Origin of the sequence: Porticoccus litoralis (assembly GCF_030676955.1) — a bacterium.
Classification (GTDB): Bacteria; Pseudomonadota; Gammaproteobacteria; order Pseudomonadales; family Porticoccaceae; genus Porticoccus; species Porticoccus litoralis.
Window position 1 is genome coordinate 254,242 of record NZ_JAUUUU010000002.1, and the last position, 15,513, is coordinate 269,754.

A 15,513-nucleotide genomic window follows, 5' to 3' on the forward strand; every position below is an offset into this window, starting at 1 on the left:
TGAGGAGCAAACCATGAGTAACAAAAACCCGATCATTGCCGCCATCGAAGCGGAACAAATGAATAAAGAGCTGCCGGCCTTTGCCCCGGGCGACACCGTAGTCGTTCAGGTAAAAGTAAAGGAAGGTAACCGTGAGCGTCTGCAGGCGTTTGAAGGTGTGGTGATTGGCAAACGCAGCCGTGGCGTTAACTCTGCCTTCACTGTGCGCAAAATCTCCAATGGTGTTGGTGTTGAGCGTACCTTCCAGACCTACAGCCCGCTGGTAGACAGCGTGCAGGTGAAACGTCGTGGTGACGTGCGTCAGGCGAAACTGTACTACTTGCGTGAACTGTCTGGTAAGGCAGCCCGCATCAAGGAAAAACTCAACTGAGTTTCTGACCTTGTATGAAAAAGGCACCACTGGTTGGTGCCTTTTTTATGCCTGCGGATTTCCAATGAGAATTGCCCGTCCCGGAAGTGGCGGTTAGAGTAGGCCATGGCTTGTAATCAACCGGCGCAGCAGCTTATCGACACCTTCCTGGATGCCCTTTGGGTTGAAAAGGGGTTGGGCCAGAACACCCTCGATGCCTATCGTCGGGACCTGTGCGCCATCGCCGAATGGGCGGAGTCCGGTGGTCTCCACTTGATTGCCCTGACCGGCAACGATATTCAGCGTTACCTGGCTCACCGTTTTCAACAGGGGGTGTCCGCACGTTCCGTTGCCCGCCAACTGTCCTGTCTGCGAAGCTTTTACCGCTACCTGGTGCGGGAAAATCGCATTCAGGTGGACCCGACAGCCCTGGTGGAAAACCCCAAGCTCGGGAGGCCACTCCCCAAAAGCCTGACTGAGTCCGATGTGGAAGCCTTACTGGAGCAGCCCAACACGGAAGAAGCTTTGGGGTTGCGTGATCGCACCATGCTGGAAGTGCTTTACGCCACCGGCTTGCGTGTCACCGAACTGGTGGGCCTGACCATTCACCAGATAAATCCTCGGCAGGGTGTTGTGCGGGTGTTCGGCAAGGGTGGCAAGGAGCGTCTGGTACCCATGGGTGAAGAGTCCCTGAGCTGGCTGGCTCGCTACCTGCGGGAAGCCCGGCCACTGCTGCTCGGTACCGTACAAAGTGACGTGCTATTCCCCAGCAACCGCGCCAGGCAGATGGCACGACAAACATTCTGGTACAGCATCAAACGCTATGCCAAGGCGGCAGGCATAGAAAAACCTCTGTCTCCCCATACCCTGCGTCACGCCTTCGCTACCCATTTGCTGAATCACGGCGCCGACCTGCGGGTGCTGCAATTGCTGCTCGGTCATAGCGATCTGTCGACTACCCAGATCTACACCCATATCGCCAGCGCCCGGATCAAATCCCTGCACGCGCAACACCACCCGAGAGGTTGAGGGAACCCCTGTTCTCCCATAGACTCCAAGCCCTGCACTTTGGTCATCGGAAGAGACCCTTCCGCAATGGAACGCTTCCCCCAAGAGATAAGTTGTTATGTTCAAGAAAATCGCCGGACTGCTGTTGGCAGCACTTATTATCCCGTCAGTATTTGCAGCAGAAGACGTGCCTGCCGATGTCAGTGCCGCCATTATTGCCAAGCTCAAGGAAGCCCGGCCCGATATGCAGTTTGGCGGTGTTGAGCCGTCTCCTATAGAAGGGCTGTACATGGTGCGTATTAACGGTACCCAGTTTCTCTATGCCAGTGCAGATGGTGAATATGTGATAAGCGGGGACATGTACCAGTCGCGTCCCGGAATGTTTGTGCCGGTCAAGGATCTGGCTGCTGCGAAGATGCGTCAGCAAATGATGTCTACCGTGGCCGAGGAAGACATGATCATCTTCCCTGCCGTTGACCAGCCGCGCTCCTATCTCTATGTCTTTACCGATGTGGATTGTGGCTATTGCCGGAAGCTGCACCTGGAATCTGTGCCGGAGCTGAACATGGCGGGTGTAGAAGTCCGCTACCTGGCTTACCCACGTGCTGGAATCGGTTCCAAATCCTTTAAAAAGATTGCCTCAGCCTGGTGTGCGGATGACAAGCAGTCGGCCTTGACCGCATTGAAGAATAACCAGCCGGTGCCGGAAAATATCTGTGAAGACAACCCGGTCGCCGCCCAGTTTGAAATGGGCCAGAAGATTGGCGTCAACGGCACACCCGCACTGGTTCTGGAAGACGGTACCCTAATACCTGGTTACCGTCCGGCACCCGAACTGCTCGCCATCATGGGTCTGAACTGATGGCTTTCCACTTCTGTAGTGCCTGTTTGCTGTACTGAATCCATTTTTCCAGGCTTTTTTCTACCATCGTATGAGTGGTTGGCCCTACCAGTCATCAGGGTTAAAACTGTCACTCAGGGTATGTTAAAAAGCCCATAGCTCTGTGGTATCAACCGGTTACCCGGTGTCACCAGATTGACACCGAAGGACCGGCCCTTTAAGGTTGCCATCCCTTTGTAAAGTCAGTAGTCATACAGTGTTCTGCCGCCTCATAACGGGTACCCGTTTATCAGGTTTGCGGCAGGGATGTGTTGCTGTGATGGCGGCTGTATATCATTAACTCAACCGGTTTAATCAAGGCAAATACGTTGAACGCTGTAAAGATCGGCCTTTGTGGTCTGGGAACGGTGGGCAGTGGCACCGTGAATGTGCTGCAACGCAACCTGCAAGTCATCAACGCGCGCGCGGGTTGTTCCATTGAAATTGCTCAGGTGGGCGCACGCCGGGATAACCCCGCCTGCGACCTCGGTGATATTCCCGTCACCCGCGATATCTTCGACGTGGCCAAAAACCCCGAGATCGACATCCTGGTGGAATTGATCGGTGGCACCACCGTGGCCCGCGATTTGATGCTGTGCGCGATCGAAAATGGCAAGCATGTGGTCACCGCCAACAAGGCGCTCATTGCTGAGCACGGCAACGAAATTTTTGCCGCTGCAAAAGAAAAGGGTGTGACAGTCGCCTTTGAAGCCTCCGTCGCTGGCGGTATCCCGATTATTAAAGCGATCCGCGAGGGTCTTTCTGCCAACCGCATTCAGTGGCTGGCCGGGATCATTAATGGCACTGGCAACTTCATTCTTACCGAGATGCGTGACAAGGGAAGAGCCTTTGAGGATGTACTGACAGAAGCCCAGCAGAAGGGCTACGCAGAGGCTGATCCCACCTTCGACGTGGAAGGTATCGATGCCGCCCATAAGCTGGTGATCCTGGCCTCCCTGGCGTTTGGCATCCCTCTGCAGTTTGACAAAGTCTTTACTGAAGGCATCAGCCAACTGGAAACCCAGGACGTGGCCTACGCCCAGCAGCTCGGTTATCAGATCAAGCACCTGGGCATTGCCCGTCGCAACAACGGCGGTATCGAATTGCGGGTTCACCCCACATTGATCCCCCGCAAGCGGTTGATCGCCAATGTGGACGGAGTGATGAATGCCGTGCTGGTGAAAGGCGACGCCGTCGGTCCTACCCTGTATTACGGTCCCGGTGCCGGTGCTGAACCCACCGCATCGGCAGTGATCGCCGATATTGTCGACCTGGCTCGCACCCTGACCGCCGATCCGGAACACCGTGTGCCGCACCTCGGATTCCAGCCGGAGTCCCTCAACGACTTTGAAGTGCTGCCCATCGGTCAGGTGGAAACCGCTTACTACCTGCGCATCACCGCCCGTGATGTGCCCGGCGTACTGTCGAAAATCACCCTGATCCTCAGTGAAGCGAATATCGGCATTGAGGCGGTGATCCAGCACGAAGGTGAAGAGGGCGAGGAATATGTGCCCCTGATCATCATGACCGACCGAGCCATTGAACAGAAACTTGATGAGGCGGTGGACAAGATCCAGTCCCTGTCCACTACCAAAGGTGACGTGGTGTGCATCCGCGTAGAATCTTTGGGCTGATAAACAACAGGTAACGAACGTGAAATACATCAGCACCCGCGGGCAGGCGCCCGTACTGAGCTTTGAAGATGCCATCCTGGCGGGCCTCGCCACCGATGGCGGCCTCTATGTGCCGGAGACCCTGCCGCAGTTTTCCCAAGAGGAAATTGCTTCCTGGGCCGGGCTGTCCTATCAGGAGCTGGCCTTCAAGGTGATGGCGCCATTTGTTGATGGTGAGATTCCCGACGACGACCTGCGCGAGTTGATCGCCAACACCTACAGCACCTTCCGCCACGACGCCATCGCGCCGCTGGTGCAGACCGCCCACAACGAATTTATTCTCGAGCTGTTTCAGGGGCCGACCCTGGCGTTCAAGGACTTTGCCCTGCAATTTCTCGGCAACCTGCTGGACTACGTGCTGAAGAAGCGCGACCAGCGGGTAGTGATCATGGGCGCTACCTCCGGTGACACCGGTTCCGCCGCCATCGAGGGCTGTCGCCACAGCGACAACGTGGACATCTTTATCCTACACCCGCATAACCGGGTGTCCGAGGTGCAGCGCCGCCAGATGACCACGGTGCTGGAGAACAACGTTTTCAATATTGCCCTGAAAGGCAATTTCGACGATTGCCAGAACATGGTCAAGGCCAGCTTCGGCGACCAGTCTTTCCTGCCGGAAGGGCGTCAGCTGGTGGCGGTGAACTCCATCAACTGGGCGCGCATCATGGCCCAGATCGTTTACTACTTTTACGCTGGCCTGGCACTGGGGGCTCCCCATCGCCCGGTGGCGTTCTCCGTGCCCACCGGCAACTTTGGTGACATCTTCGCCGGCTACCTGGCCAGCCGCATGGGACTGCCGGTAGACCAGCTGGTAATCGGCACCAACGCCAACGACATTCTGCACCGCTGCATCAGCGCCAACGACCACAGCCTGCACCAGCTGGTGCACAGCCTGTCGCCGTCTATGGATATCATGGTGTCCAGCAACTTCGAGCGCATGCTGTTCGACCTGTATGACCGCGACGGTGCAGCCATTAACAAGTTGATGACCGACTTCAAGGCTACCGGCAACCTCAAACTGAGCGACAGTGCTCTTACCAAGGCCCGTGAACTGTTCACCAGTTACCGCCTGGATGACGATGAAATGGTACGTGTGATTGCCGACGTCTGGGAACATACCGAATACCTGCTCGACCCCCACACGGCTATCGGCGTGGAAGCGGCCCGCAAAACCCGCCGCCGTCAGGATATCCCCATGGTCTGCCTGGCCACCGCACACCCGGCGAAATTCCCGGAAGCAGTGCGCAAGGCCGGTTACCCGCAGGACCCGCCACTGCCTCATCACATGGCGGACCTGTTCGAGCGCGAAGAGCGTTACGCTGTTCAGGACAACGAACTGTCTGCCGTTCAGCAATTTATGAAAGACAATATTCGCCAGTAGGGATCAGTGATGTCCGTGGAAATCTTTCTGGAAAAACTGAAAGCCTCACCTGAATCTATTGCTTTCAGCGACACCATTGCCGTGATCGATGAAAACTACAATTTTCAGGAAACCGCCTTCACCAATGGCGGCACGGAAAATGGCGCCGGTCAAAACAACGGCTCCTGCAAGATCTTCGCCTTTGGCCAGCTCAACGGTTTAAGTGAACAGCAGACTCTGCACTGCTTTGGCGATTACTACCGTGTGGATGTGCTGCAAAACCCCGAGGGTGACGATCACCAGAATATCCGCAATTTCATTGAACACGGCTGGGGCGGAATTGGTTTTTCCGGAACGGCTCTTGCGCTGAAGTAAACCTGATACCTCACATCAGGCCATCCCCAGTGGCGGCCTGATGCGTGCAAAATTTTCTGCTTACTTCACTCGAGTTTTTTCAGGTAGTCGTAGATGGCCATCTGTGAACGCACCTTTTTCCGGTTCCCACGCTTCACATAGGCGTTGTTCTGTTCTGCATCAATCACGCGGGCCTTGCAGCGGTCAGTAAACTGAATTTCCAGAATATCCATCACCTGTTTCTTCAGCTTCGGGTCCAACACGGGCACGCCCACTTCCAGACGATAGTCCAGGTTTCGGGTCATCCAGTCTGCAGACGAGATGTAGACTTTTGGGTCGCCGCCATTGTGAAACACCATGCAGCGCGGGTGTTCCAGAAAACGGTCGACAATACTGATAACAGTTATGTTCTCTGAAATGCCCTCAATGCCGGGTTTTAATGCGCACATGCCGCGCACAATAATGCGTATTTTTACTCCCGCCTGGCTGGCCTGGTAGAGGAGGCGCACGATGTTCTCATCCACCAGGTTATTCAACTTGAGGGTAATTGCTGCGGGTTTTCCTGCTTTTGCCGCAGCGATTTCATGGTTGATCAGGGCGCGAATTTTCCGGCGGCAATTTAAAGGGGAGACTTGTAAGTATTTGAAATCGTAGTGTTTGAAGCTTTGTTCAATAAAGTCGAACACATGGCTTACTTCCTCGCAGATTTCCGGGTGTGAAGTGAACAGCGCAAAATCTGTATAAATCTCTGCAGTTTTCTCATTGAAATTACCCGTGCCGATATGGGCATAACGTTTTTCTCCCTGCGGTGACTGGCGGCTGATCAGGCACAGTTTTGAGTGTACTTTCAGGCCGGGAATACCCAACATCACCTTAATCCCCTCATCAGAAAGCTTCTCTGATAAATCCAGATTCTGTTGTTCGTCAAAGCGGGCTTTCAGTTCAACATTCACAGTCACCTGTTTGCCATTACGGGCGGCATCGATGAGGGATTCAAGCACGCGTGAATTCTTGGCTACCCGGTAGATATTAATTTTTATGGATGTCACTTTAGGGTCGAAGGCAGCCTGGCGAAGGAGTTCAACCAGGTAGTTGAATTTGTGGTATGGGTAATAGAGCAAAATGTCATTTTTATCGATGGCCTGAAACGCATTGCTGTACTTATCGAATTTATTTACCGACAGCGGTGGCATGGAAGGGAAACCCAGGTATTTTTCCCCGGGATTGGTAAAGCCGATAAAGTCACGAAAGTTGCGGTAGCGGCCACCGGGAATGATGCTGTAGCCACGGGCAAAACCGAATTTGGTTTTCAGCAGATCAATCATACCTTCTGGCATCTCTCTATCGAACGATAAGCGGACCGGGTTGGCCTGCAGGCGTTGCTTGATGCCCATGGACATTTTCTCCACCAGACTGCGATCAATATCGTCGTCGAGTACATACTCAGCATCTCTGGAAAATTTCATCGACCAGGCGTTGAGCTGGTCATAAGAGAAAAAGTCAGCAAGCACCATGTCCAGGCAAAGTCGGATAGCCTCGTCGATAATCATGAAATAGCGTCGACGATTTTTTTCATCATTGGGCAAACGTAGAAAACGACTGCTGGTATCCGGAACTTCCAACAGCGCATAACTCACGTCATCGCCATTACGAATTTCTACCGCGAGGTAATTGGCTCCATCCTGGAGTACCCTGGAGAGGTCAATGTCCGGCGTGATCAGGATCGGTACAATGCGCGGCAACACATGTTCCCTAAAGTGATGCCTGACCCAGGTTTTCTGCTTGGTGGAGAGATCATCCGGCATCAGAAAATGGATACGGCGTTTGCGCAGCTCCTTTAGAATGGATTCAAAGGCCAGGTCGAAAAGCTCAGAGTGACGGGCAATGCCCTTGTTAATATCTCGCAGCAGTTGTTTACTTTTTTTGGCGGAGCCGGAAGTCTGCTCAATAAGAATTTTTCGGCGTACATCGGCCACCCGCACCTTGAAGAACTCATCCTGGTTGCTGGAGAAAATCCCCAGGAAATGGACGCGCTCAATAATCGGGTTGTCGGCGTCGTTTGCTTCCTGCAGCACGCGCTCGTTAAATGCCAGCCAGCTCAATTCCTTTGGATAAAAGGGGTATTTTTTCATAGAGTATGATGGCGTTGCCAAACACGGATTCGAACAACCATACCGGGTTTTAGGTGTGGTTGTGTGACACTAAATTGACAGTTAGATGACAGCGGGATCGCTATGGCAAGTATTAAGGAAATTGAGGTTAAGGTGCTCGAAGTCGACCGGGCTTCCCTGGAACAAAAAATTCTCGACCTCGGTGGCCACAAGGAATTCGAGAGCGAGTTTTTCGCCATTCTTTTCGATGATGCCGACGGATCCATTCAGGCCGCGGGCAATCTTTTGCGCCTGCGCAAGGAGCAGGACGGCGTCAAGCTGACCTACAAGCAGACGGTGAGTACCGGCCTCGCCAAGATCATGGATGAGCACGAAACCGCCGTTGATGATTTCGAGGTGATGCGCCAGATACTGGCGTCACTCGGTTATCGTGAAGGCCTGTCCTTACGAAAAAACCGCGCCCAGTTTTCTCTCGATGGCCAGCATCTGGTGTTCGACAAATATTTTGACGAGCTGGAACACATTCCGGAGTTTCTGGAAATCGAGGCCCAGAGTGAAGAAGCGTTGCTGGCGCTGATCAAACGCCTGGGTATCGAGCGGGAACAGACCCGCCCCTGGAATACCCGCGATCTGATGCAGTATTACCAGAAAAAATAAGGGCGGTTTTTTTAAACCGCCCCTAAGTATTTATTTCGGTCATTATTTCTCCAGTATTGCCGCCACACCCATACCACCCGCCGTGCATATCGAGATCAGTCCGCGCCCCTGTCCGGCTTCGTTGAGCAGTTTGGCCAGGGTCCCGGCAATGCGTGCGCCGGTGGCGGCAAACGGGTGTCCGAGGGCGAGACTGCTGCCCACGATGTTCAGTTTGCTGCGGTCGATGCTGCCCAGTGCTGCATCCAGTCCCAGCCGCTCGCGGCAGTACTCTTCTGATTCCCATGCTTTTAGGGTGCAGAGCACCTGGGCGGCAAAGGCCTCGTGAACTTCGTAGTAATCAAAATCCTGTAGCGACAACCCGGCTTTGCGCAACATATTGGCCACGGCCACGGTGGGTGCCATCAGCAAACCCTCACCAGACACGTGATCCACGGCGGCGGTTTCCATATGAGTGAGACGAGCCAGTACCGGCAGCCCGTTTTCGGCAGCCCAATCTTCACTGGCCAGCAACAGGGAGGCTGCGCCATCGGTAAGCGCGCTGCTGTTGCCTGCGGTCAGTGTCCCGGTGGCGGAACGATCAAATACCGGCTTCAAACCCGACAACTGTTCCAGGGTCAGGTCGTAGCGCAGGTTATTGTCCCGCAACATGCCCGCACAGGGACTTAACAGGTCGTCAAAAAAACAGTCGGCGTAGGCGGCCTGGGCGCGGTTGTGACTGGCCAGAGCCAGCTCATCCTGCTCGGCCCGCTCGATCTTCCACTCCCGGGCCATCAGTTCGGCATGTTCGCCCATGCTCAGCTCGGTGCGGGGTTCGGCAATGGCTGGTGCCACCGGTGAGAGCTCTGACATGCTGAAGCCCTTGAACACCGAAAATTTCTCGCCGAGGGTTTTGGCCTTCGATAATTTCACCAGCCGTTGTGAAAACTTGCGTGAGAACAGAATGGGCGGATCACTGGCACTGTCCGCACCCGCGGCAATACCGCATTCAATCTGTCCGCAGGCAATTTTTGCGGCAATGCCAAAGGCCGCTTGCAGACTGGTGCCGCAGGCCTGTTGCAGACTGATGCCGGGGGTCAGCGGCGACAGGCTGGTGCCGAGCACGGCTTCCCGGGCCAGGTTGAAATCTTTCGGGTGGTTGCTCACTGCACCGGCCACCACTTCATCCAGTTGCACACCGTGCAGGTTGTATCGGTCAACCAGTCCCTGCAGGGCGCTCACCAGCATATCCAGATTGGTCAGGTCGGCGTAGGCGGTTCCCGCCCGGCAAAACGGAATACGGCTGGCACCGACAATGGCCACGTTGCGGAGTGTCCCTGTCTTGTTCATGGCGTCACCTCCGGCAGCAGTTTGGATTCTTCAAGATAGTGCATCGGTCCGCCGCGGAACGGCGCAAAGCCGGTGCCGAATATCACCCCGGCATCCAGCAGGTCGGCACTGTCGACAATGTCTTCCGCAAGGCAGCGCCGACATTCCTCCAGCAGGGGTTTGATCAGGCGTTCACCGAGAATATCCAGCGCCACCATATCGCTGGGTTTTCCCTTTTCCGGCCGGTCTTTTTTCCAGAGATAAAACCCTTCGCCGGACTTTTTCCCCAGCTTGCCTGCATCCACCATGGCCTGCAGCGGCTCGATGGCTTTTATGTTGTCGGGTGCCAGTTTTTTTGACACGCTCACGGCCACATCCAGCCCCACCGTATCCACCAGTTCAATGGGCCCCATGGGCATACCGAAGGTTTCTGCGGCGGCGTCAATGGTGGCCATGCTGTGGCCTTCATCCAGCAGGTTGACCGCTTCCAGCATATAGGGCGCCAGCACCCGGTTTACCAGAAAGCCGGGTGCGCTTTTCACCGGCAGCGGGAATTTGCCAATGCGCTGGCTGAACATGCAGCCCTTTTTAATATCGCTGCTGTCGGATTGGCTGCCTCGCACCACTTCCACCAGCGGCATTTTCGCCACCGGGTTAAAAAAGTGCAGACCAATCAACCGCTGCGGCTGCTGCAGGCCAGCGGCGATGTCTTCCAGTGGAATAGCAGAAGTATTGCTGGCCAACAGAGCGTCGGGTTTGGCGTGCTGTTCCAGTTCGGTAAACAGTTGTTGCTTGGCTTCGAGGTTTTCAAAAATGGCTTCGATAATCACATCGGCCCGTTGAATTCCGTCCCCCGCCACATCTGCCATCAGGCGGCTTTTGGCCGCGGCGACCTTGGCGCTGGAGCGCAGTTTCTTTTTAAACAGCACCTCCGCCCGTTTCAGCGCGGGTGCCACGTATTTCATTTCCCGGTCCTGCAAAGTGACTTCCAGACCGCGCAGAGCACACCAGGCGGCGATATCGCCACCCATGACACCGGCGCCCACCACATGCACCCGGCGGGCTTGCCAGTTGGCGGTGCTGTCATCCGGCTTGGCCAATTCCTTCAACTGTTCCTGCAGGCGAAACACCCGGCGCAGATTGCGGGACACATCCCCCATCAGCAGTTCGCTGGCTTTCTCGGCTTCGCCTTTCAGCATGGCGTTGAAGTCGTCGCCGACCTTGCGCCAAAGATCGATCAATACATAGGGTGCAGGGTAATGGTCACGGCGCGCCCGTTTGCTCACCTGGGCTTCCATGGCCTTGGCGATAATCTGTCGGGTACCGGGGCTGCTGGACATGCGATTCAGGCGGCTGGCGCGGTGCCCCTTACGCTGTTTCACAATGGCCTTGCGGGCTGCCCAGTGCAGGCTGCCGTGTTCGGATACCACCTTGTCCACCAAACCCAGGCCACGGGCGGCCCGGGCTCTCAGGCTGCGGGCAGTAAGAATAAGCTCCAGCGCCTTGCGGCCACCCAGGAGGCGAATGCTGCGAGCAGTGCCGCCAAAGGCGGGAAAGATGCCGAGCTGAATTTCCGGAAAGCCAATGCGGGTGCTCTCTGAATCCAGCGCCACCCGGTAATCGCAGGCCAGCGCCAGTTCCAATCCGCCCCCCAGGCAGAAGCCGTGAATGGAGGCGACGGTATAGCAGGGCAGGGCTTCCAGTCGGTCAAAGAGCTTGTGGGCCATCTCGATACCGGCCTTGGCCTCTGTAGCATCGGTCTGGTGATCAAACTCGCGAATATCCGCCCCTGCAATAAAACCGCTTTTCTTGGCGGAATAAATCACCAGCCCACGTGGCAGGTCTTCTTCCAGTTTTGCCAGTACGGCATCCAGTTCCAGCAACACCTCGCGGCTGAGGGAATTCACCTTTTCCCCCTCCCGGTCGAGAACCAGCCAGGCTATGTCCTCGGCGTCCCGCTTCAGCTGCCAGTGTCGAAATTCAGTGTTCTCGGTCATGGGCAAAATAAGACTCCCGTACTCCAGCCGGTTTATGTGCCTTACAATAGAGGCCAGAGACATGGCTGTAGATTTTGGTTCGCGTTTAGCAACTCATCATAGCCGATTGCAAAGGGAATTAAATGCTCGCTCACAAAAATGGGATGCCCCTGAACTCCATGAATAACCCCGTCATTCTGCAACGCCCCTACGACCTCGACCAATGCCAGTTCAGCCCGGAAATTCCGCCGCTGTTGCAGCGCATTTATGCTGCGCGGGGCGTCACCAGCGACCAGCAGCTGGAAAGAACCCTGGCAAGATTGCCCAAGCCGCAAACCCTGCGCGGCCTCAATGCCGCCATCGCACTGCTGGCTGAGGCGCTGCGCGAACAACAGCACATATTGATCGTCGGCGATTTCGATGCCGATGGCGCCACCAGCACAGCGGTCTCCCTGCTGGCACTGCGGGGCATGGGTTTTCAGCAGGTGGATTTTATTGTGCCCAACCGCTTTGAATACGGTTACGGGCTCACCCCGGAAATTGTTGAACTGGCGAAAGAGCGCAATCCTGACCTGATCATTACCGTGGATAACGGCATCTCCAGCATTCAGGGTGTCGCCGCGGCCAATGCCGCGGGCATCAAGGTGTTAATTACCGACCACCACCTGCCCGGTAAAGAACTGCCACAGGCAGCGGCCATCGTGAATCCCAACCAGAACCAGTGTGAATTCCCCAGCAAAAACCTGGCGGGCGTGGGGGTGGCGTTCTACCTGATGAGCGCCCTGCGCAGTCATCTGCGGGAAAGTGGCTGGTTTGCCGAAAACAACATACCCGAACCCAATATGGCGGACTGGCTCGACCTGGTGGCGCTGGGCACCGTGGCGGACGTGGTGCCGTTGGACGAGGTTAACCGCATTCTGGTGCACCAGGGGCTGCAACGCATCCGCGCCGGTAAAACCCGCCCGGGGTTGCAGGCATTGCTCGACCTTTCCGGCCGCGAACCTCAAAGGCTGGTGGCTGCCGACCTGGGTTTTGCCCTGGGGCCGCGTTTGAATGCCGCCGGGCGACTGGATGATATTTCCATCGGCATTCAGTGTCTGCTGGAAGAAGATGCTTATATGGCGCGGGAATACGCCCTGCAACTGGACGAACTAAACCGCGACCGCCGGGTGATTGAAGCGGATATGCAGCGGGAAGCACTGGTAGCCCTGGAGCAATTGAATCTGGATGAACAACAACTGCCTTGGGGGCTGTGCCTGTTCGACGCCAATTGGCACCAGGGGGTGGTGGGTCTCTTAGCGTCGCGCATCAAGGATCGTATCCACCGTCCGGTGATCGCCTTTGCCGATGCTGGCAACGGCGAGTACAAGGGCTCTGCCCGCTCCATCAAGGGCCTGCATATCCGCGATGCGCTGGACGCCGTGGCCAGTCGACATCCGGAACTTATCAGCAAATTTGGTGGGCATGCCATGGCAGCGGGCCTCAGTTTGCCTGGGGAACGCTACGAAGATTTTGTCACCGCCTTCGATGACGAAGTGCGCCGCCAGCTCAGCCCGGCGGACATGGAGGCGGAAATCCTCACCGATGGCAGCCTAAATAGCGACGAACTCAATATCGACACTGCCCAACTACTGCGGGAATCAGGCCCCTGGGGGCAGCACTTCCCCGAACCGCTGTTCGAGGGCGAGTTCTATATTGTCCAGCAGCGCATCGTCGGTGAAAAACACGTGAAACTGCTGCTGGCGCTGGATGCAGGCAAACAGCAGTTAATCGACGCCATCGCCTTTAATGTGGATACGGAGCAGTGGCCCAACCCGGCAGCGGAGAAGGTAAGCCTGGTCTACAAGCTGGATATCAACCTGTGGCAAGGCAGGGAGTCGGTGCAGTTGATGGTAGAAAATATTGAATTGTTGAAGTTGCCTAGATGATATGAAGTAAATAAAAAATAAGATTTATTGGTAGATATTTTCTAGATCATACTTTTTGTTTTCAACGGAAATCATTTCTAATTTTTAAGTGAAAAATATATGTATGTAAATATCATTTTATATGGAGAATAAAATTGATTAAAAAGCCGTCTGTTTCGATTTCTAAATTGACTTTTTCGGGTGGTAGTTCATTTGATTTAAATAAGGGCGATAAGGTTATCTTAGTTGGGCCAAATAACAGTGGAAAGTCGCAAACTTTGAGAGAGATATTGAGTGTTTGTGGTAATGGAAAAACAGATAATACCTTTGTTGTTAAAGGCGTAGATATTGTCAAGGATGGAACAGCTGAACAGCTGAGGGAGTTTCTAAGTGCGGAAGCAGAATTTAATGGAACTACATATAGCTATAAAAGTTGGCAGCTTCATGAAAGACAGATTTCTTTTTGGGCTGGTGCCTTCTTGGAAGGGCAGATTCTCAGTGGGTTTGTAAGAAATATTTCTGCTAATGATCGATTGTCTATCTGCGAGAAACAACAGAGCGTATCCCGCGGAGAACAAAAAACTAAACCGCAGCATGTTCTTTATGATGATTCCGCCTTGATGGAAAAAATCAGTAGCTTGTTTTATAGGGCGTTTGGAAAAGACCTAATGTTCGATTTTCGAGGTGGAAGAACTTTGCCAATTCATGTTGGAAAATTGCCAAATATGAGTGGTGTAGTGGATAGGGTTGGCGATGAGTATGTGTCTGCAGTAAGAAAGCTGCCATTGCTAGATCAACAAGGCGATGGCATGAAAAGTTACGCTGGTATTTTGTTTGAAACTATAGTTGACGACTGGGATATTACGCTTGTTGATGAGCCTGAAGCTTTTTTGCATCCACCACAAATGAGGCGGCTAGGAGAAACACTATCTTCTGAAGTGGGTGGTCAGCTATTTGTCGCAACCCATAGCAGCGACATTTTGAGAGGGTTTTTAGAGGGCACTCAAGGAGATGTCAGGATTCTTCGCATAAGTAGGGAAGAAAATATAAATATAGTTATGGAGGCTTCTAAGGAAACAATTAAGAGTTTATGGCTAAACCCAGTACTCAGGTACTCCAATGCGCTTGAGGGTATCTTTCATGAGCAGACTATTATCTGTGAAGACGATAGTGACTGCAGGCTTCTAAACTCTATTGCAGACTATTTGGAATCTGATACCCAGAGTCAATGGCTGGACACTGCGTATGTGCCAACGGGCGGGAAACACGGAGTAGCTCAGGTGGCAGATGTGTTGCGAAAAGTTGGAGTTCCGGTTAAGGCTGTTTTCGATATAGACTTTTTGTCAGAGCGGGATTTGGTTGAAGTTACTGTTGTAGCTTTTGGTGGAAGTTGGTCTGAGATAAGTGTGCTTTGGAGCCGCGTTGACTCTGCTGTTAGAGGTGGGGCTAAGGTCCAAAGTGTTTCGGGTATAAAGAAAAATATTATAGAAATAATTAATAATTCTGGCGAAGACTCAATGCCAAAAAGCGACATATTAGAAGCTATGAAACAGGGTAAGCCTTGGAGTGTGGTTAAGAAATATGGAGAGAGGGGGATTCCACGTGGCCAGGCACAAGTTGACTATAAAGATCTTAAAAATAAGCTGGAGGAGATTGGGATTTATTTAGTTCCCGTTGGGGAAATAGAAAACTTTTGCCCAGAAATGGGATTGCACGGCCCCAAGTTTGTTGCAAAGCTTTTATCTACAGTTTCTTTAGGAGATCAACGGTTGGCAGAACTACGTGATTTTGTCGAAAATTTGCAGAGGGGTGCCACTTGCAAATTAATGGCAGTTGAGGATATAGAGTCTGCAGAGAGCAATGCGGCTTGTGCTTCCTAATGTGACTTTTCTAGCTGGCAAGCTATTCATTGCGACAAAAAATTATCTTCAGA

At 53.9% G+C, this 15,513-nt stretch carries 12 protein-coding genes; 9 read left to right on the forward strand and 3 right to left on the reverse strand.

Annotated features, from left to right (window positions below; all coding sequences use genetic code 11):
* Positions 1 to 13: 13 nt before the first annotated feature.
* From rplS to Q8A57_RS05525, 6 genes are all read left to right on the forward strand, one after another.
* Positions 14 to 370, forward strand: a complete 357-nt coding sequence (rplS, locus tag Q8A57_RS05500; protein ID WP_305169986.1) for a 50S ribosomal protein L19 — start codon at positions 14 to 16, stop codon at positions 368 to 370.
* Positions 371 to 475: 105 nt separating this feature from the next.
* Positions 476 to 1,378: a site-specific tyrosine recombinase XerD gene (gene xerD / locus Q8A57_RS05505; protein ID WP_305169987.1), complete on the forward strand. Its 903-nt coding sequence runs from the start codon at positions 476 to 478 to the stop codon at positions 1,376 to 1,378.
* A gap of 97 nt (positions 1,379 to 1,475) precedes the next feature.
* Positions 1,476 to 2,219, forward strand: a complete 744-nt coding sequence (locus Q8A57_RS05510) for a DsbC family protein (protein ID WP_305169988.1) — start codon at positions 1,476 to 1,478, stop codon at positions 2,217 to 2,219.
* A 347-nt stretch (positions 2,220 to 2,566) separates the two neighbouring features.
* Positions 2,567 to 3,871: a homoserine dehydrogenase gene (locus tag Q8A57_RS05515; protein WP_305169989.1), complete on the forward strand. Its 1,305-nt coding sequence runs from the start codon at positions 2,567 to 2,569 to the stop codon at positions 3,869 to 3,871.
* 19 nt (positions 3,872 to 3,890) lie between these two features.
* Positions 3,891 to 5,291 carry a threonine synthase gene (gene thrC, locus Q8A57_RS05520; RefSeq protein WP_305169990.1) on the forward strand — a complete coding sequence of 467 codons (1,401 nt, stop codon included), beginning with the start codon at positions 3,891 to 3,893 and terminating at the stop codon, positions 5,289 to 5,291.
* A 9-nt stretch (positions 5,292 to 5,300) separates the two neighbouring features.
* On the forward strand, positions 5,301 to 5,645 hold the full coding sequence (locus Q8A57_RS05525) for a HopJ type III effector protein (protein ID WP_305169991.1): 345 nt from the start codon (positions 5,301 to 5,303) through the stop codon (positions 5,643 to 5,645).
* Between the two features lie 65 nt (positions 5,646 to 5,710).
* Here Q8A57_RS05525 and ppk1 read toward each other — a convergent pair whose 3' ends face one another.
* Positions 5,711 to 7,756, reverse strand: coding sequence for a polyphosphate kinase 1 (gene ppk1 / locus Q8A57_RS05530; RefSeq protein WP_305169992.1), 2,046 nt, complete (start codon positions 7,754 to 7,756; stop codon positions 5,711 to 5,713).
* A 102-nt stretch (positions 7,757 to 7,858) separates the two neighbouring features.
* Here ppk1 and Q8A57_RS05535 point away from each other — a divergent pair, with 102 nt between their 5' ends.
* Positions 7,859 to 8,392, forward strand: coding sequence for a class IV adenylate cyclase (locus Q8A57_RS05535; protein WP_305169994.1), 534 nt, complete (start codon positions 7,859 to 7,861; stop codon positions 8,390 to 8,392).
* 42 nt (positions 8,393 to 8,434) lie between these two features.
* Here the strand turns inward: Q8A57_RS05535 and Q8A57_RS05540 are convergent, their stop codons facing one another.
* Complete coding sequence (locus tag Q8A57_RS05540) at positions 8,435 to 9,718, reverse strand: acetyl-CoA C-acetyltransferase (RefSeq protein ID WP_305169995.1); 1,284 nt, start codon at positions 9,716 to 9,718, stop codon at positions 8,435 to 8,437.
* Positions 9,715 to 11,694 carry a 3-hydroxyacyl-CoA dehydrogenase NAD-binding domain-containing protein gene (locus tag Q8A57_RS05545; protein ID WP_305169996.1) on the reverse strand — a complete coding sequence of 660 codons (1,980 nt, stop codon included), beginning with the start codon at positions 11,692 to 11,694 and terminating at the stop codon, positions 9,715 to 9,717. The genes Q8A57_RS05540 and Q8A57_RS05545 overlap by 4 nt, the downstream gene beginning before the upstream one ends.
* A gap of 122 nt (positions 11,695 to 11,816) precedes the next feature.
* Here Q8A57_RS05545 and recJ point away from each other — a divergent pair, with 122 nt between their 5' ends.
* A complete protein-coding gene (gene recJ / locus Q8A57_RS05550; RefSeq protein WP_439651643.1) occupies positions 11,817 to 13,601 on the forward strand; it encodes a single-stranded-DNA-specific exonuclease RecJ in 1,785 nt (594 codons plus the stop codon).
* 134 nt (positions 13,602 to 13,735) lie between these two features.
* Positions 13,736 to 15,460, forward strand: coding sequence for an ATP-dependent nuclease (locus tag Q8A57_RS05555; protein WP_305169997.1), 1,725 nt, complete (start codon positions 13,736 to 13,738; stop codon positions 15,458 to 15,460).
* The last annotated feature ends 53 nt before the right edge of the window (positions 15,461 to 15,513 follow it).

What these genes read in the sequence shown, in the direction of transcription:
- rplS (WP_305169986.1), top strand. Translation starts at nt 14, where the DNA reads ATGAGTAACAAAAACCCGATCATTGCCGCCATCGAAGCGGAACAAATG.
- xerD (WP_305169987.1), top strand. Translation starts at nt 476, where the DNA reads ATGGCTTGTAATCAACCGGCGCAGCAGCTTATCGACACCTTCCTGGAT.
- Q8A57_RS05510 (WP_305169988.1), top strand. Translation starts at nt 1,476, where the DNA reads ATGTTCAAGAAAATCGCCGGACTGCTGTTGGCAGCACTTATTATCCCG.
- Q8A57_RS05525 (WP_305169991.1), top strand. Translation starts at nt 5,301, where the DNA reads ATGTCCGTGGAAATCTTTCTGGAAAAACTGAAAGCCTCACCTGAATCT.
- ppk1 (WP_305169992.1), bottom strand. Translation starts at nt 7,756, where the DNA reads ATGAAAAAATACCCCTTTTATCCAAAGGAATTGAGCTGGCTGGCATTT.
- Q8A57_RS05535 (WP_305169994.1), top strand. Translation starts at nt 7,859, where the DNA reads ATGGCAAGTATTAAGGAAATTGAGGTTAAGGTGCTCGAAGTCGACCGG.
- Q8A57_RS05540 (WP_305169995.1), bottom strand. Translation starts at nt 9,718, where the DNA reads ATGAACAAGACAGGGACACTCCGCAACGTGGCCATTGTCGGTGCCAGC.
- Q8A57_RS05545 (WP_305169996.1), bottom strand. Translation starts at nt 11,694, where the DNA reads ATGACCGAGAACACTGAATTTCGACACTGGCAGCTGAAGCGGGACGCC.
- recJ (WP_439651643.1), top strand. Translation starts at nt 11,817, where the DNA reads ATGCTCGCTCACAAAAATGGGATGCCCCTGAACTCCATGAATAACCCC.